Origin of the sequence: Nonomuraea sp. NPDC005501 (assembly GCF_040605905.1) — a bacterium.
Taxonomy (GTDB): domain Bacteria; phylum Actinomycetota; class Actinomycetes; order Streptosporangiales; family Streptosporangiaceae; genus Nonomuraea.
Genome location: NZ_JBEXDT010000108.1, coordinates 13,614 through 27,448, shown reverse-complemented (window position 1 = coordinate 27,448; position 13,835 = coordinate 13,614). Strand labels below are relative to the sequence as shown.

13 protein-coding genes and 1 pseudogene are annotated in these 13,835 nt (G+C 73.5%); 10 read left to right on the top strand and 4 right to left on the bottom strand.

Annotated elements, in window-relative coordinates:
* Nucleotides 1–40: 40 nt before the first annotated feature.
* Nucleotides 41–664: a LysE family translocator gene (locus ABZS51_RS36295; protein ID WP_355450969.1), complete on the bottom strand. Its 624-nt coding sequence runs from the start codon at nucleotides 662–664 to the stop codon at nucleotides 41–43.
* A gap of 91 nt (nucleotides 665–755) precedes the next feature.
* On the opposite strand from ABZS51_RS36295, the gene ABZS51_RS36290 reads away from it, so the two are divergent.
* Complete coding sequence (locus ABZS51_RS36290) at nucleotides 756–1,967, top strand: low temperature requirement protein A (protein WP_355450966.1); 1,212 nt, start codon at nucleotides 756–758, stop codon at nucleotides 1,965–1,967.
* 3 nt (nucleotides 1,968–1,970) lie between these two features.
* On the opposite strand, the gene ABZS51_RS36285 is transcribed toward ABZS51_RS36290, so the two are convergent.
* Nucleotides 1,971–2,918, bottom strand: coding sequence for a quinone oxidoreductase (locus ABZS51_RS36285; protein WP_355450964.1), 948 nt, complete (start codon nucleotides 2,916–2,918; stop codon nucleotides 1,971–1,973).
* A 342-nt stretch (nucleotides 2,919–3,260) separates the two neighbouring features.
* On the opposite strand from ABZS51_RS36285, the gene ABZS51_RS36280 reads away from it, so the two are divergent.
* Genes ABZS51_RS36280 through ABZS51_RS36255 form a run of 6 tightly spaced genes read left to right on the top strand, consistent with a single transcriptional unit; the run spans nucleotide 3,261 to nucleotide 8,776 of the window.
* A complete protein-coding gene (locus ABZS51_RS36280) occupies nucleotides 3,261–4,940 on the top strand; it encodes a hypothetical protein (protein WP_355450961.1) in 1,680 nt (559 codons plus the stop codon).
* A 7-nt stretch (nucleotides 4,941–4,947) separates the two neighbouring features.
* Nucleotides 4,948–5,403 carry a roadblock/LC7 domain-containing protein gene (locus ABZS51_RS36275; RefSeq protein ID WP_310712174.1) on the top strand — a complete coding sequence of 152 codons (456 nt, stop codon included), beginning with the start codon at nucleotides 4,948–4,950 and terminating at the stop codon, nucleotides 5,401–5,403.
* Nucleotides 5,400–5,750, top strand: a complete 351-nt coding sequence (locus tag ABZS51_RS36270; protein WP_355450957.1) for a DUF742 domain-containing protein — start codon at nucleotides 5,400–5,402, stop codon at nucleotides 5,748–5,750. Before ABZS51_RS36275 ends, ABZS51_RS36270 begins: the two co-directional genes overlap by 4 nt.
* Nucleotides 5,731–6,309, top strand: coding sequence for an ATP/GTP-binding protein (locus tag ABZS51_RS36265; protein ID WP_310712177.1), 579 nt, complete (start codon nucleotides 5,731–5,733; stop codon nucleotides 6,307–6,309). The genes ABZS51_RS36270 and ABZS51_RS36265 overlap by 20 nt, the downstream gene beginning before the upstream one ends.
* Nucleotides 6,306–7,631: a cytochrome P450 gene (locus tag ABZS51_RS36260; RefSeq protein ID WP_355450954.1), complete on the top strand. Its 1,326-nt coding sequence runs from the start codon at nucleotides 6,306–6,308 to the stop codon at nucleotides 7,629–7,631. Before ABZS51_RS36265 ends, ABZS51_RS36260 begins: the two co-directional genes overlap by 4 nt.
* Nucleotides 7,619–8,776 carry a cytochrome P450 gene (locus ABZS51_RS36255; RefSeq protein WP_355450951.1) on the top strand — a complete coding sequence of 386 codons (1,158 nt, stop codon included), beginning with the start codon at nucleotides 7,619–7,621 and terminating at the stop codon, nucleotides 8,774–8,776. The genes ABZS51_RS36260 and ABZS51_RS36255 overlap by 13 nt, the downstream gene beginning before the upstream one ends.
* Nucleotides 8,777–9,707: 931 nt before the next feature.
* Here ABZS51_RS36255 and ABZS51_RS36250 read toward each other — a convergent pair.
* Nucleotides 9,708–9,935: an ATP-binding cassette domain-containing protein gene (locus ABZS51_RS36250; RefSeq protein WP_355450978.1), complete on the bottom strand. Its 228-nt coding sequence runs from the start codon at nucleotides 9,933–9,935 to the stop codon at nucleotides 9,708–9,710.
* A gap of 910 nt (nucleotides 9,936–10,845) precedes the next feature.
* Nucleotides 10,846–11,328, bottom strand: a pseudogene (locus ABZS51_RS36245) (ATP-binding cassette domain-containing protein); the annotation flags it as partial.
* 145 nt (nucleotides 11,329–11,473) lie between these two features.
* Between ABZS51_RS36245 and ABZS51_RS36240 the strand changes: the two are divergent.
* The 3 genes from ABZS51_RS36240 (at nucleotide 11,474) to ABZS51_RS36230 (ending at nucleotide 13,826) form a co-directional block, all read left to right on the top strand.
* Nucleotides 11,474–12,055, top strand: coding sequence for a TetR/AcrR family transcriptional regulator (locus ABZS51_RS36240; RefSeq protein WP_355450948.1), 582 nt, complete (start codon nucleotides 11,474–11,476; stop codon nucleotides 12,053–12,055).
* Nucleotides 12,056–12,124: 69 nt separating this feature from the next.
* On the top strand, nucleotides 12,125–12,688 hold the full coding sequence (locus ABZS51_RS36235) for a helix-turn-helix domain-containing protein (protein ID WP_355450945.1): 564 nt from the start codon (nucleotides 12,125–12,127) through the stop codon (nucleotides 12,686–12,688).
* Between the two features lie 67 nt (nucleotides 12,689–12,755).
* Nucleotides 12,756–13,826: an MFS transporter gene (locus tag ABZS51_RS36230; RefSeq protein WP_355450975.1), complete on the top strand. Its 1,071-nt coding sequence runs from the start codon at nucleotides 12,756–12,758 to the stop codon at nucleotides 13,824–13,826.
* Nucleotides 13,827–13,835 lie beyond the last annotated feature (9 nt).

Sequence of the window (13,835 nt, the reverse complement as noted above, 5' to 3'; positions counted from 1 at the left end):
CCGCCTCCTGGAGTGGCCGTGGCCCTGAGGAGCGTCCCCGTCACCTGTCGATCGCCAGCCGCAGGCCGAAGCCCACGATGACCACGCCCGTGACCCGGTCCAGGACCCGCCTGACCCGGGGCGTGCGCAGCACTCCGGCCATCAGCGTCGCCAACCCGACGAGCACGGTGCTCCACACCAGCCCCTCGGTCACGTGCACGCCCGCCAGCAGCAGCCCCATGGCGGCGTGCGGGGCGCCGTCCGGGATGAACTGCGGCAGCATCGCCACGTAGAAGGCGCCCACCTTGGGGTTCAGCAGGTTCGTCACCAGCCCGCGACGGAGCCCCGTCCGGAACCGCGTCTCCTGGCGCCCCTCCGCCTCCTCCGGCGCGGCCGTGCCCCGGGTGAGCAGCATCCGCGCGCCCATCCACACCAGGTACGCGGCCCCCGCCCAGCGCAGCACGTCGTAGGCGAGCTGGGAGGCCGCGAGCAGCGCGGACAGACCGGCGGCGGTGAGCACGCCCCAGAGCAGCGTGCCGAGCTGGATGCCCAGCACGACGCCCCACGCCGTCCGCCGCCCGGCGACGACGGAGGTCCGCAGGATGAGCGCCGTGTCCAGCCCCGGCGTCAGCGTCAGGAACGCGACGACCACGGCGAACGACGCGACAGAGGCACCGATCTCCATAGCGCCGCACCCTATCCAAACCATGTCGAACCGGGCGGATCACCGTCCCCGCGGCGCGTGACGCGATCCCGGCGATCTATTCTCGTGAGCCGTGAAAGAAGCGGGAGAGCGCCACGCGAGCTGGCTTGAACTGTTCTTCGACCTGGTCGTGGTGGTGGCGGTCGCCCAGCTCGCCCACCGCCTCGCGCACCCGACGTGGGCCAACGTCGCTCTGTTCGCGGTGCTCTACTACGCGGTGTGGAGCGTGTGGACGTCGCTGACCCTCTACTCCAACGTCCGCGCCGAGCAGACCCACACGCGCAGCATGCTGATCGGCATGTTCGGCATCGCCGTCATGGCCGCCGCCGCGCCCGACGTCGCCCACGAGATCGCCGGTGTCGGCACGCACGACGGCTGGTTCATCGCCGCCTACATCACCTGCCGCATCAGCGCCTCCCAGTCCCTGCAGGCGTCGGGCACCATCATGACGGCCTGGCCGGCGACCCAGCTCGGCGCGGGGCTGGCGCCGTGGTTCGCCTCCATCTGGGTGGATCCGCCGCTCCGGTACGCCCTGTGGGGGCTCGGCGTCCTGCTCGACGTGGTCTTCTCGGTGGCCCAGAGCCGCCGGCCCGAGCGGTTCGTCGCGGAGATGCGGCGCCAGGCCGAGCGTGTGGAGCAGCGGCAGCGGCACAGGGGCGGCGCGGTGCGGGCGCACCCGCCCCGCACCGTCACCGCCGCCGTCCTCGACCCCGCCCACCTGGGGGAGCGCCTCGGCCTCTTCGTGATCATCGTGCTGGGGGAGGCGGTCATGCAGGTCGTCCTCGCCGCGTCGGGCCAGGACTGGCAGCCGCCGCTCGGGCTCGCCGCCGTGGCCGGGTTCGGGCTGATCGTCTCGCTGTGGTGGCTCACGCTCCAGTACGGCCTGAGCGCCGTCCCGGGCGTCGGCGAACGGGGGCTCAAGTCGTACGTCGCGCTGCCCGCGCACTTCGCCATGACGGCCGGCATCACCGCGACGGCGGCCGGGCTGGGCGTGGTCGCCGCCGCCCCGGAGGAGCACCTGCACGGCGGCACCGGGTGGGTCATGGGCGGCGGGCTGGCCGTCTACTTCGCGGCCTCCGCCGTCCTGGGCTTCGCGGCGCGGGCCGGGCGCGTGTGGCTCTGGTGCTGGGCGCTGCCCGCCGTCGCGGCGCCGCTCGTGGTGGCGGCGGCGTCGGGTCTCCTGCCGGGGTGGGGCGTGGTGGCCCTGCTGCTGCTCGTGGCCCTGTGGCGGGTCGCCTACCGCCCCCGCGGCGGCCGTGCCGCGGAGGCGGTGTCGCCCGCCTGACGGTCAGGGGATCAGCAGCAGCTTGCCCGTGGTGCGACGCGAGGTCAGGTCCTCGTGGGCCCGCGCCGCCTCCGCCAGCGGGTAGCGCGCGGAGACGTTGATCCGCAGCCGTCCCTCCCTGATCCAGCCGAACAGGTCCGAGGCCCGCTGGAGCAGCTCCTCCCGCTCGGCGATGTAGTCGGCCAGGGTCGGGCGGGTGAGGAAGAGGGAGCCGTTCTTGTTGAGCGTCTGCGGGTCCACGGGCGGCACCGGGCCGCTGGCCGCGCCGTACAGGGCCATGAGGCCGCGCGGGCGCAGCGCCTTCAGCCCGCCGTCGAACGTCGCGGCGCCCACCCCGTCGTAGACCACGTCCATCCGCCCGCTCAGCGCCTCGGCGAAGTCGTCGTAGCGCAGCACCTCGTCGGCCCCCGCCTCGCGGGCCAGCTTCTCCTTCTCGGCGGTGGACACCGTGGCGTGGACCTTGGCGCCCCTGAGCTTGGCGAGCTGGATGAGGAGCTGCCCCATGCCGCCGGCGCCGGCGTGCACGAGCACGTGGTCGCCCTCGCGCACGGCGTGCGTCGAGTGGGTGAGGTAGTGGGCCGTCATGCCCTGGAGCATCGTGGCGGCGGCCAGCTCGGCGTCCACGCCGTCCGGCACCGGCACCAGCCGGTCGGCCGGCACCACGGCCTTCTCGGCGTAGCTCCCGAGCACGCTCGCCCACGCCACGGTGTCGCCCACGGCCACGTCCCGCACGCCGGGGCCGACGGCGGACACGGCACCCGCCCCCTCGGAGCCGATCGCGGTCGGCAGCGCCAGCGGGTACGCCCCGGAGCGGTGGTAGGTGTCGATGTAGTTCACGCCGGCGGCCGCGACGTCGACCACCACCTCGCCCTGGCCCGGCTCGGGGTCGGGACGTTCGACGTGCTCGAGGACCTCTGGGCCGCCGTGGGCGGCGATCACTATGGCTCGCATGCTCCTAGTCAACCCCCGCCCGGGTCTCCCGATTCCACCGCCCTCCCCGCTCGATGCCGCGACACTTCCTTACTCAGAGTTGACTAATGTGACTAAAACGGAATACTGGGACACCTGATCGGCCGCTGCTCACTGATTCAGAGGATGCCCATGCCGGATGGCCACACCCTGCCCGCGACGCGGTCGTGCCGGGCATGGAGCCGGCCCGGCCGCTTACGGCGGCGGGCGGCGCGTGGACGCGGCCCGAGCCGGCCGTCCCGGGACGGCGACGCGTCTCGCTGACGCCTCCCACCGGCGGCCCCTCCCGCCCGGCTCGTCCTCCCCCCCGACCTCAGGATTCTCATGCCGCAAGACTCCCTCATCGTCGCGACAGTGATCGGCGTCGCCGTCCTCGCCGTCGCGGGCGTCCTGCTCGTCCACCTCCGCGCGCGTCGGGAGCTGGCCCTGACCCGCGGGCAACTGGCCCAGGCCCGACAGGCGCAGGAGCACCTGTCACGCGAGACCAGCGCCCGGGACCAGCGGCTGAGGGAGGCCGAGCGCCGGCTCCAGGAGGCCGCGGAGCGCAAGGCGTTCGAGGCGGCCGAGGCCGTCCGCGACGCCCGCGGCCAGTACGACCTGGTGTGCGCCGAGACGGAGTACCTGCTCGACAAGCGGATCCCCGCGCTGGCCTCGCACCTGCGGTCCCCGCACGTGATCGTGCCCGGCATGCAGAACCCGGCCCTGGCCGGCACCGAGATCGACCGGCTGCACCGCGGCATCCTCGACGCGCTCGCCCGTGCCATCCGCGACGAGGGCGAGCGCGTCGACGAGGCGGCCCAGGCGGTCGTCAGGGGCGCGATGTCCCGCGTGCAGACCCAGGCGCTGCGCGCCCAGGACTTGCTCGCGGACGTGCAGCGGCGCTACAGCGGCGACGAGCACACGGCGCTGATGCGCGAGGTGCTGGGGCTCGACATGTTCAACGAGCTCATCATCCGGCGCGTCCAGGCCACCGGCATCGCCTGCGGGGCCACGCCCGGTCTGTCGCGTGACGACACCTACCTCGTGGACCTGATGGTGGGCGCCATCTCCCGTGTCGAGAACTTCGAGCAGCGCGTCGAGGGGCCGGCCAACCACCTGCGCCGCCGGGTCGGCGTGGCCGCCCGCGCCGCCGAGCCGATCCTGTTCATCACCTCCGAGCTGCTGGCCAACGCGGTCCACCACTCCCACGGCACCCTCAAGGTGTCCATCGCCGTGCACGAGACCAACACCGGCGCCGCCATCGTCATCGACGACGCCGGGGTGGGGCTGAACGAGGAGCAGTACGCCCGCGCCACCCGCCTGCTCAGCGGCGCCCAGCCCGTGCGGCTGATCGACCTCGGCAACCCGCCGCACACCGGCTGGGCGGCGATCGGCCGCCAGGTGGCGCACTACGGCATGCAGGTCACGGTCAAGAAGAGCGCCTTCGGCGGGGTCCAGGCCGTGGTCGGCATCCCGAACGAGCTGCTGGTGGAGATGCCGGAGCACATCCGGCCCTCGGTGCTGGCGCCCGAGCCGGTCAGGGCCGTCCCGGCCGCGACGCTCCGCCGGGAGCCCGCCATGACGGCGTCCCGGGCCGGCGGCCCCACCGCTGTGCCGGCCGCTGCGCCGGTCACCGCGCCGGTCACTGCGCAGGCCACTCCGCAGGTCCCGTCGCCGGCCCCTTCGCCGGCGACGGTGCCGATCAGCGAGCCGGCCACGGGCCCGATCGGCGCCCCGTTGACCGCGTCCGCGTCCGCCCCCGTGCCCACGCAGGCGACCGGTGAGCCGGGACGGAGCGAGTCCGGGGAGCCCTTTCCCGGGCTGCCCCAGCGCCGCCGCCAGACGCCCCGGACCACCCCCGGCCGCGCCGGCGGCCCGGGCGGACGCTCCGGCGGCTCCGCGGACAAGGCGCTCACCACTCCGGAGGAGGCCCAGAGGAGGTGGGGAGACTTCCAGACCGGGGCCGAAGCGGGCCGCCGCGAAGCGCTCCCGTCCCAGCCGCACGACTTCACCGAAGGGAACTGACCACCCCATGGACGCCCACTCCGCAGCCCCCACCGCGCAGACCAAGGGCCGCCCGCTCTCGCTAGACGTGTCCTGGGTCCTGTCGCCGCTGCTGGCGCTGCCCGGCGTGAGCCGGGGCGTGGTGCTGAGCCGTGACGGGCTCATCCTCGGCGGCTCCGCCGGTACGTCGGTCGAGGCGGGGGAGCGCGCCGCCGCCATGACCAGCTCGGTGCTGGGCGCCGCGCGCGCCCTGTGCGAGGGCCTCAGCAACGGCGCCGACGGCGAGGTGGTGGACATCGTCATCTCGGCGGGCACCGGGTACTACTACATCGCCCCCGCGGGCGAGCGGGCCGCCATCGTGGTGGCGGCCACCGGAGCGGTCAACATCGGCTCCCTGGCCTACGAGGTCCAGCTCCAGGTGCAGAAGCTGATCAAGGCCCTCGACGAGGCCAGCGCGGCCAGGACGCCGGGCGTCCGGGCATGAGCTCCGGACGGCAACGGCGGCGTGTCGTACCGGACTACATGGCCGCCGCCAGGGTGGTCGTGCCCGAGCACATCAGCATCGAGCGGACCACCCTCGTCTACGTCGCTCCGGACGTGGTCGCCAACGGGCTGGACCCGCCGGCGTCGCACCTGCTGACCCTGCTGGAGGAGGGGCCGCTGTCGGTGTACGAATGCGCCGCGCACCTCGGCCTGCCGTACTGCGTGGTGCGCCTGCTGGTGGCCGGGCTGGTGGCCGGAGGGACGCTGCTGACCCGCGACCCGCCCCCCGCCGACCTGCCCGACCTGGAGATCTTGGAGTTGGTGCTCAGTGGCCTTCGCGCCCTCTGACGGCCGGATCAGTGCCGATCACATACCGGTCAAGCTGGTCATCGCCGGGCCGTTCGGCGTGGGCAAGACCACCATCGTCAACGCGCTCTCGGAGATCGAGCCGCTCAACACCGAAGAGATGCTGACGCAGGCCGGCACGCTGGTCGACGACCTGACCGGCGTCAACGAGAAGACCACGACCACGACCGCGATCGACTTCGGCCGCCTCACCCTGCCCGGCGTGGTGCTCTACCTGTTCGGGGCGCCGGGGCAGACCCGGTTCCAGGTTCTCTGGGACGAGCTGGTCCGGGGCGCGCTGGGGGTGCTGGTGCTGGCCGACACCCGCCGCATCGACGACAGCTTCGCCGTCCTGGACCTGGTGGAGGGCGCCGGCATCCGCTACGCGGTGGCCGTCAACCACTTCCCCGACTCGCCCCACTACCCGGCCGACGTCCTGCGCAAGGCGCTGGACCTGGACCCGCGCACGCCGCTGCTGGTGTGCGACGCACGTGACCCCGTGTCCGCCCGCGCCTCGCTGATCGCGCTGGTGGAGCACATCAGAGAGCTGGTTCTATCGTGACGACGCGCTACATCCCCGACGCCGGCCGCCTGTACGGGCCGGAGTTCGCCCGAGACCCGCAGGCGGTGTACGCCTCGCTGCGCGCGCGGCACGGCGCGGTGGCGCCCGTCGAGATCTCGCCCGGGATCGGGGCGCACCTCGTGATCGGCTACCAGGCCGCCGTGGACGTGCTCACCAACGTGGGGGGCGCGTGGAGCAAGGACTCCCGTGACTGGATGGCCACCCTGCCCGAGACCCCGGAGGCGGCCGGCGCGGTCGGCATGCTCGGCTACCGGCCCAACGCGTTGTACTCCGACGGGGCCGAGCACACCCGCTACCGCAAGGCGATCATCGACTGCTTCGGCATGGTCCAGCCGCACAAGCTGCGCCAGCTCGTGATCGAGGTGTCCGACTCGCTCATCGCCCGATTCGCCGCGACCGGCGAGGCCGACCTGGCCGCCGACTTCGCCAAGCCCATCCCGCTGAAGATCTTCAACCGGCTCTTCGGCCGCCCCGACTCCGACAGCGACGCCCTGATCAGTGCCCTGTCGGACCTGATGGAGGCCGACGGCGAGGCCGGCGCGCGCGGACTGGACGCCTTCAGCCGCTACCTCGGCGAGCTGGTCACGGCCAAGTACGCCGACCGGGGCGACGACCTCACCTCCTGGTTGATCGACCACCCCGCCGGGCTGAGCCAGGACGAGCTCATCTGGCAGCTCGTCCTGGTGGTGGCCGCCAGCTACGAGCCCACGGCCAGCCTCATCTCCAACGCCATCTCCCGCATGGTCAGCGACGACCGCTACTACAGCTCGCTGACCAACGGAGCGCTGAGCACGTACGACGCGCTCCTGGAGGCGCTGCGCGCCGAGCCCGCCATGGCCAACTACGGCCCCTACTTCGTGCGGCAGCCCGTGCACTTCCACGGCACCTGGATCCGGCCGGCCGAGCTGGTCCTGGTCTCCTACGCCGCGGCCAACACCGAGCCCGCCAACGTGCCCGGCGGGCTGCGCTCCGACGGGGGCGCCTACCTGGGGTTCGGCGCCGGGCCGCACCGCTGCCCCGTCAGCGACCCGGCCATGCTCATCGCGATGACCGCGATCGAGCGCCTGACCTCCCACCTGTGCGACCTGGAGCTGACCGTGCCGCGCGAGGAGCTGTCCTGGCGGCCCGGCCCGTTCCACCGGTCGCTCGCCCACCTGCCGGTCCGTTTCACACCTATCCGTCCCGATCAGCCTGGAGAATCCCCTTGGGCAGTGCAGCCCCCGTCGTCCTCGATCCCTTCGGCCGAGACCTTCCCGGAGAGGTCCGCAGGTTACGTGACCTCGGCCCCGTGGTCCTCGTAGAGCTGACCGGAGGGATCCCCGCCTGGGCCGTCACACGCCACGACCTGCTCAAGGAGCTGGTCCTCAACCCCATGGTCAGCAAGGACAAGCGGCACTGGCGGCTGCTGCCGCAGGCCCTGTCGGAGCCCGGCTGGACCTGGATCATGACCTGGATCGGCGTGTCCAACATGCTGAGCGCGTACGGCGAGGAGCACCGGCGGCTGCGCAGGCTCGTCGCCCCCAGCTTCACCGCGCGCCGTTCCCGGGCGATGCAGCCGATCGTCGAGGGCATCGTCGCGGAGCTGCTGGACGCCATGGCCGCCGTGCCGCCGGGCCAGGTCGTGGACCTGCGCGCCGCCTACGCCCACCCGCTGCCGATGCGGGTGATCTGCGAGCTGTTCGGCGTGCCCGCGCACATGCGGGAGGAGATGGCCCGGATGATGGAGGCCATCATGGACACCTCCGCCACCCCCGAGCAGGCGGCGGCCACGGCGGCCCAGATCGGCACGGTGCTGCCCGCCCTGGTGGCCTACAAGCGGGAGCACCCGGGCGACGACCTCACCACGGAGCTGATCAACGTCCGCGACAGCAGCGCCGCCGGCGTGGGCGGGGGCGCGTCGCTGAGCGACGACGAGCTGCGCGACACCCTGCTGCTGCTCATCGCCGCCGGGCACGAGACCACGGTCAACCTGATCGGCAACGCCGTGCACGCCCTGCTCACCCACCCCGACCAGCTCCGGCGCACGCTCGCGGGGGAGATCTCGTGGGAGGCCGTGGTCGAGGAGACCCTGCGCTGGGCGCCGTCCATCGCCCATCTCCCGCTGCGCTTCGCCGTCGAGGCGATCGACGTGGGCGGCGTGCGGATCGAGGCGGGGGACGCGATCATCACCTCCTACCTCGCCGCCGGGCACGACCCGGACCAGCACGGGCCGGACGCGGCGGCCTTCGACGCCACCCAGGAGCGGGACGAGCACCTCGCGTTCGGGATCGGCGTGCACCGCTGCATCGGCGCCCCGCTGGCCCGCCAGGAGGCGCTCACGGCCCTGCCGGCGCTGTTCGCCCGCTTCCCCGACCTGCGCCTGGCGGTGGAGGCGGACCGGCTCACGCACGTGCCGTCGTTCATCGCGCACGGCTGGAGCGAGCTCCCCCTGCTCCTGCACCGCTGATCACCGAGCCGCGGCCCGGAGTCCGCCTCCGGGCCGCGCGGCCGGCGTGACGCGCAAGAGTGTCAGGGGATCTCCACCCGGGCGAGCGCGCCCGCTTCGAGAGCCACCCAGATGGCCCCGTCGGGCCCGACGGTCAAACCGTGCGGCTCCGCGCGTACGTCACCGGCTCCCGCGCCCGTCGCGGTCAGGTCGTACTCGTCCACCTCGCCCTTCACGGTGATGCGGCCGAGGCGGTCGGTGGCCCACTCGGTGAACCACAGCGCCCCGTCCGGCCCCGAGACGACGGCGTGCGGGCGGCAGGCGCGGTCCGGCAGCGGGAACTCGGTGATCTCCCCGGTCACGGTGACGCGCCCGATCTGCCCGGCGCCGATCTCCACGAACCACAGCGCCCCGTCGGGCCCGGCCGTGATGCCCACCGGGGCGGCCCCGGGCGTCGGCAGCCGGTGGATCGTCATCTCGCCGTCGAGCGAGACGCGGCCGACGGCGTCGCCCTGGTTGAGCGTGAACCACAGGGCGTCGTCCGGCCCGGCGGTGACGGCCGAGGGCATGCCGCCCTTCACCGGCACCTCGAACTCGGTCACCGTCCCGTCGCTGGAGATCCGTCCGATGCGGTCGGCCTGCATCCGGGTGAACCACATCGCCCCGTCGGGGCCCGCGGTGATGCCGTACGGCGAGCCGGCCTCGAAGGAGGTCACCTCGCCCGACTCCGTCACCCGCCCGACCCGGCCTCCCTGGAACTCGGTGAACCACATCGCCCCGTCGGCGCCCGGTGTGATCACGGTCGGTCCGCCGTCCGCCGGGTCGAGCCGGTGGACGACCGGCTCCTCGCCGGGCACGAGCCTGCCCACCATGCCCTGGTGGACCAGCGTGAACCACAGTGCCCCGTCGGGGCCGGTCGCGACGCCGTAGGGGGCGCCCTGCGGGATCATGGTCAGTGACATAGGTGTCCTCCTGAGACTTCCAGCCGCGTCCCCCGGAACCGCCTGTGCAGGGCGCGGTCGTGCGTGACCACCACGAGGGTTCCCGTGAAGCGGTCGAGGGCCTGCTCCAGCTCCTCGGCCAGCTCCGGGGACAGGTGGTTGGTGGGCTCGTCGAGCAGCAGCACGTCGTGCTCCTCGGCGAGCAGCCGGGCCAGCGCCAGCCTGCGCCGCTGCCCCACGGACAGCGCGCCCACCCTGAGGTCGAGCGGTTTCCGCCCGGAACAGGCCGGTGGCGAGCAGCGCGGTCCGCCGCTCGTCGGGGTGGCCGTGGCCGTACGCCTCCAGGACCGGCAGCGCGGGGTCGAGAACCGTCTCCTGGGCGAGGTGTCCCACGCGACCCCGGGCCCGCTCGGCGACGGCCCGCAACAGCGTGGACTTGCCCGCTCCGTTGTGCCCGTGGACGAGCAGCCGGTCACCGGCCCGGATCACGAGCGACTCGACGCCCAGCCGGTCGCCCACCCGCACGTCCCGCAGCTCGGCCACCACCCGGCGCGGGGACCGGGGCGACACCCCGTCGGCCTCCACCGGCCCGCAGGCTGCCTCCGCGGCGCCGGGGGCGGCGTCCGCAGGGGTGGGGGCGGTGAACGTGCCGCGGAAGCGGAGCGGGGCCGGGGGCCGGGGGACCGGGTGCTCCTCCAGCCGGCGCAGCCGTTCCTGGGCGTTGCGGACCCGGCCGGCGATCGAGCTCTGCACCCGCCCCGCGTTGCGGTCGTAGGCCATCTTGTTGTTGTCGCGCATGACACGGCCTTGGGCGACGCGGCGGGCGGTCGTCGCGGCGTGGTCGCGCACCTGGCGCACCTCCTCGCGCCAGGCGGTGTACGCCTGCTCCCAGCGGGCCCTGGCCGCCGCCTTGGCGGCCAGGAAGCCGGCGTAGCCCCCGCCGTACCGGGTGACCTCGCCGCCCTCCACCTCGATCACGGCGGTGGCCACCCGGTCGAGGAAGATCCGGTCGTGCGCCACCACGACGACCGTGCCGGGATGGCCGCGCAGACGCTCCTCCAGCCAGCCGAGCGCCGACTCGTCGAGATGGTTGGTGGGCTCGTCCAGCAGCAGCGTCTCCGGCGAGGCGGCCAGCACGCACGCCAGCCCGAGCCGGGCCCGCTCGCCTCCGGACAGGCTCCCCAGCGTCCGCTCCCGGCCGCCGGCCTCGCCGCGGCGGGTGTGCGCGGACGGGCGTCCGGCGGTGAGGTGGGGAAGGCCGAGGGCGTGGAGGGACTTGTCCACCCGGGCGTCCGCTTCGTAGCCGCCCCGTGCCGCGAAGGCCGTGAGCAGGTCGCCGTACTCCTCCAGCGAGGCGTCGTAGCCCTCGGCGGGCTCGGCGGCGAGCGTGGACTCCAGCTCGTGCAGCCGCCGCTCCATGGCCCTGAGGCCGGCCAGCGCGGCGTCGACGGCCTGCTGGACCGTGAGGTCGGAGGACAGGCCGAGAGTCTGGCCGAGGTGGCCGACCTCGCCGGACACGACGACCTCGCCGGAGTCGGGCCGCTCGGCGCCGGAGAGGAGCCGCAGCAGGGTGGACTTGCCTGAGCCGTTCTCGCCGACGATGCCCAGGCGCTCGCCCCGCCGGACGGACATGGACACGCCGGACAGGACCCTGCGGTGGGCGTAGGACTTCGTGATGTCTCGAAGCAGGATGGTCAGGATGGAACCCCAATCGCAACTTGTGTAGCGTTAGAATGGCAGACTCGATGGACTAATGCAACTGGAGTAGCGTTTGAAAGTGGTGAAGCGGCCCGGTGGACGCAGCGCGCGCGTGCGCGACGCCGTGCGGCAGGCGACGCTCGGCGAGCTGGCCGAGCACGGCTTCCGCGGCCTGACCGTGGACGGCGTGGCGGAGCGCTCGGGCGTCCACAAGACGACCGTCTACCGGCGGTGGGGCACCGTCGAAGGGCTCGTCGCCGACGCCCTGGAGCTGGCCGCCGGCGAGCCGTGGCCCATCCCCGACACCGGCACGGTCCAGGGCGACCTGCGGGGCGTCGTCGAGCTGGTGCGGAGCGGGTTCGAGGATCCCGAGCTGGGGCCCGTGTCGTCGGCGTTCGTGGCGGCGGCCATGCAGAGCCCCGAGGCCGCGCGGGCCCTGCGCGCCTTCTTCGAGGCCCGCCACGAGCAGTCGGCCCAGGTCGTGCGGCGGGGCGTGGAGCGGGGCGAGCTGCCCGTCACGGTCGACGCCCGGGAGGTGGTCCGGGTCGCGGTGGCGCCCGTCTACTACCGGCTGTTCGTCGCCCACGAGCCGGTGAGCCGGGGCGACGCCGACCGCGCCGCCGACGCCGCCCTGGCCGCCGCCCGCGCCGGAGTCCTCTGACCAGGAGGGCTCCAGCCCGCTCGGAGAGTCGTATGGGTTCTGTACATACAAGTATGTACAATCGAAGGCATGAGCACGAGAACGGCCTTGATAGAGGCGACGTCGGAGCTGTTGTGGGAGCGCGGCTACGCCGCCACCAGCCCCACGATGATCCAGAGGCGGGCCCACGCCGGCCAGGGCAGCATGTACCACCACTTCTCGGGAAAGGCGGGCCTGGCCGTCGCCGCCATGGGCTATTCGGCCGAAAAGCTGCGCGAGACCGCGGAGGCGGTGCTGAGCGGGAGCGGCTCGGCGGTCGAACGCGTGTGCGCCTATCTCGACCTCGAACGCGACCCGCTGGCGGGCTGCCGCTTGGGCGGCCTGGTCCAGGACTACGACGTGGCGACCGACGACAGCCTGCGTGCTCCGGTCGCGGAGCTCTTCTCATGGCTGGTCGGGCGCATCACCCAGGTGCTCGAAGAGGACCGCGAGGACTTTCGTCCGGACGCCGACATCCTGGCGACCGCTTCTATGGTGGTGGCCGCCGTGCAGGGGGGTTACGTCCTGGCCAGAGCCACCCAGGACCCGCAGGCGTTCCGGCGCGTCACCCAGGCCGCCAAGCAGGCGGTGCGCGACCTCGTCCGCGGGCGATGAGCACTCGGACGCTGGAGCGGGCTGTCGTGGCGCCGAGCGGCCGTGCGCTGGCCGTCCCGTCTACACCATCCCACTCGCCAGCGTGCTGCTGACGGCGGGCAGCATGAGCGACCGCTGGGGCGCCCGCAGGCTGTTCGCGGCCTCGCTGGCCACCTTCACCGCGGCCTCCCTGCTGTGCGCGGTCAGTCCCACGCTGCACGTGCTCATCGTCGCGCGGTTCGCGCAGGGACTGGCCGCGGGCGGGCTGCTCACCGACCTGCTCGGCTGGCGCGCGATCTTCGCGATCAACATCCCGATCGGCCTGGTCACGATCCTGCTGGCGCTGCGCCACGTCGCCGAGACCCCCCGACGCCAGGCCCGCGCCGACCTGCCCGGGCAGGTGGCGGCGGCGGTCGCACTCGCGGCAGTCACCGCGTGGCTGATCGAGGGCGGCCCCCTCGGCTGGGGCTCGGCCGTCCCTCTCGGACTGCTGGCACTCGGCACCGCCGCGACCGCCGCCTTCCTGCTGATCGAGCGGCACTCCGGCCATCCCATGCTGCCGCTGGCGGTCTTCCGCCGCTCCGCCTTCTCCGCGTCCGTCGGCAGCGGACTGGCGTTCCAGTTCGCCGGGTACGGCATGCAGTTCATGCTCGCTCTCCATCTTCAACAGCACTGGAGTCTCGGCCCCGCGCGAACGGGCGTATGGTTCCTGCCCTTCTCGATCGCCTGGGTGTTCGGCACCATCGTGATCAACCGCCGCCTGATCGGGCTCGGCCCCCGGGCACTGCTGTGGAGCGGGGCGCTGGTGTCCGCCGCCGGGGCGATGCTGCTGCTGGGCGTCGCGGGGCCGGGCACCTGGCCACTGTTCCTGGCGGGCACAACGCTGGCTGGGCTCGGATGCGGCGTGTTCTCGCCCAGCCTGAACGCCGCCGCGCTCCAGGCGATCGACCCGGCCTACGCGGGGCTCGGCTCAGGAGTACTCAACACCGCCCGCCAGGCCGGCATGGCCATGGGGGTGGCGCTCCTCGGCTCCCTGGTGTCGATGCGCGACGCGGCACTGGGCGTCCACCTCGGCGCGGCCCTGCTCACCGCCTGCTTCCTGACCATCGTCTGGCTGAGCCTGCGCTACCTCCCCGGTCGCTCCGATCGGCTCGCGTGACCACCGGCG

Coding starts and splice junctions, on each gene's coding strand:
- ABZS51_RS36295 (WP_355450969.1), bottom strand. CDS start 664: ATGGAGATCGGTGCCTCTGTCGCGTCGTTCGCCGTGGTCGTCGCGTTC.
- ABZS51_RS36285 (WP_355450964.1), bottom strand. CDS start 2,918: ATGCGAGCCATAGTGATCGCCGCCCACGGCGGCCCAGAGGTCCTCGAG.
- ABZS51_RS36280 (WP_355450961.1), top strand. CDS start 3,261: ATGCCGCAAGACTCCCTCATCGTCGCGACAGTGATCGGCGTCGCCGTC.
- ABZS51_RS36275 (WP_310712174.1), top strand. CDS start 4,948: ATGGACGCCCACTCCGCAGCCCCCACCGCGCAGACCAAGGGCCGCCCG.
- ABZS51_RS36270 (WP_355450957.1), top strand. CDS start 5,400: ATGAGCTCCGGACGGCAACGGCGGCGTGTCGTACCGGACTACATGGCC.
- ABZS51_RS36235 (WP_355450945.1), top strand. CDS start 12,125: ATGAGCACGAGAACGGCCTTGATAGAGGCGACGTCGGAGCTGTTGTGG.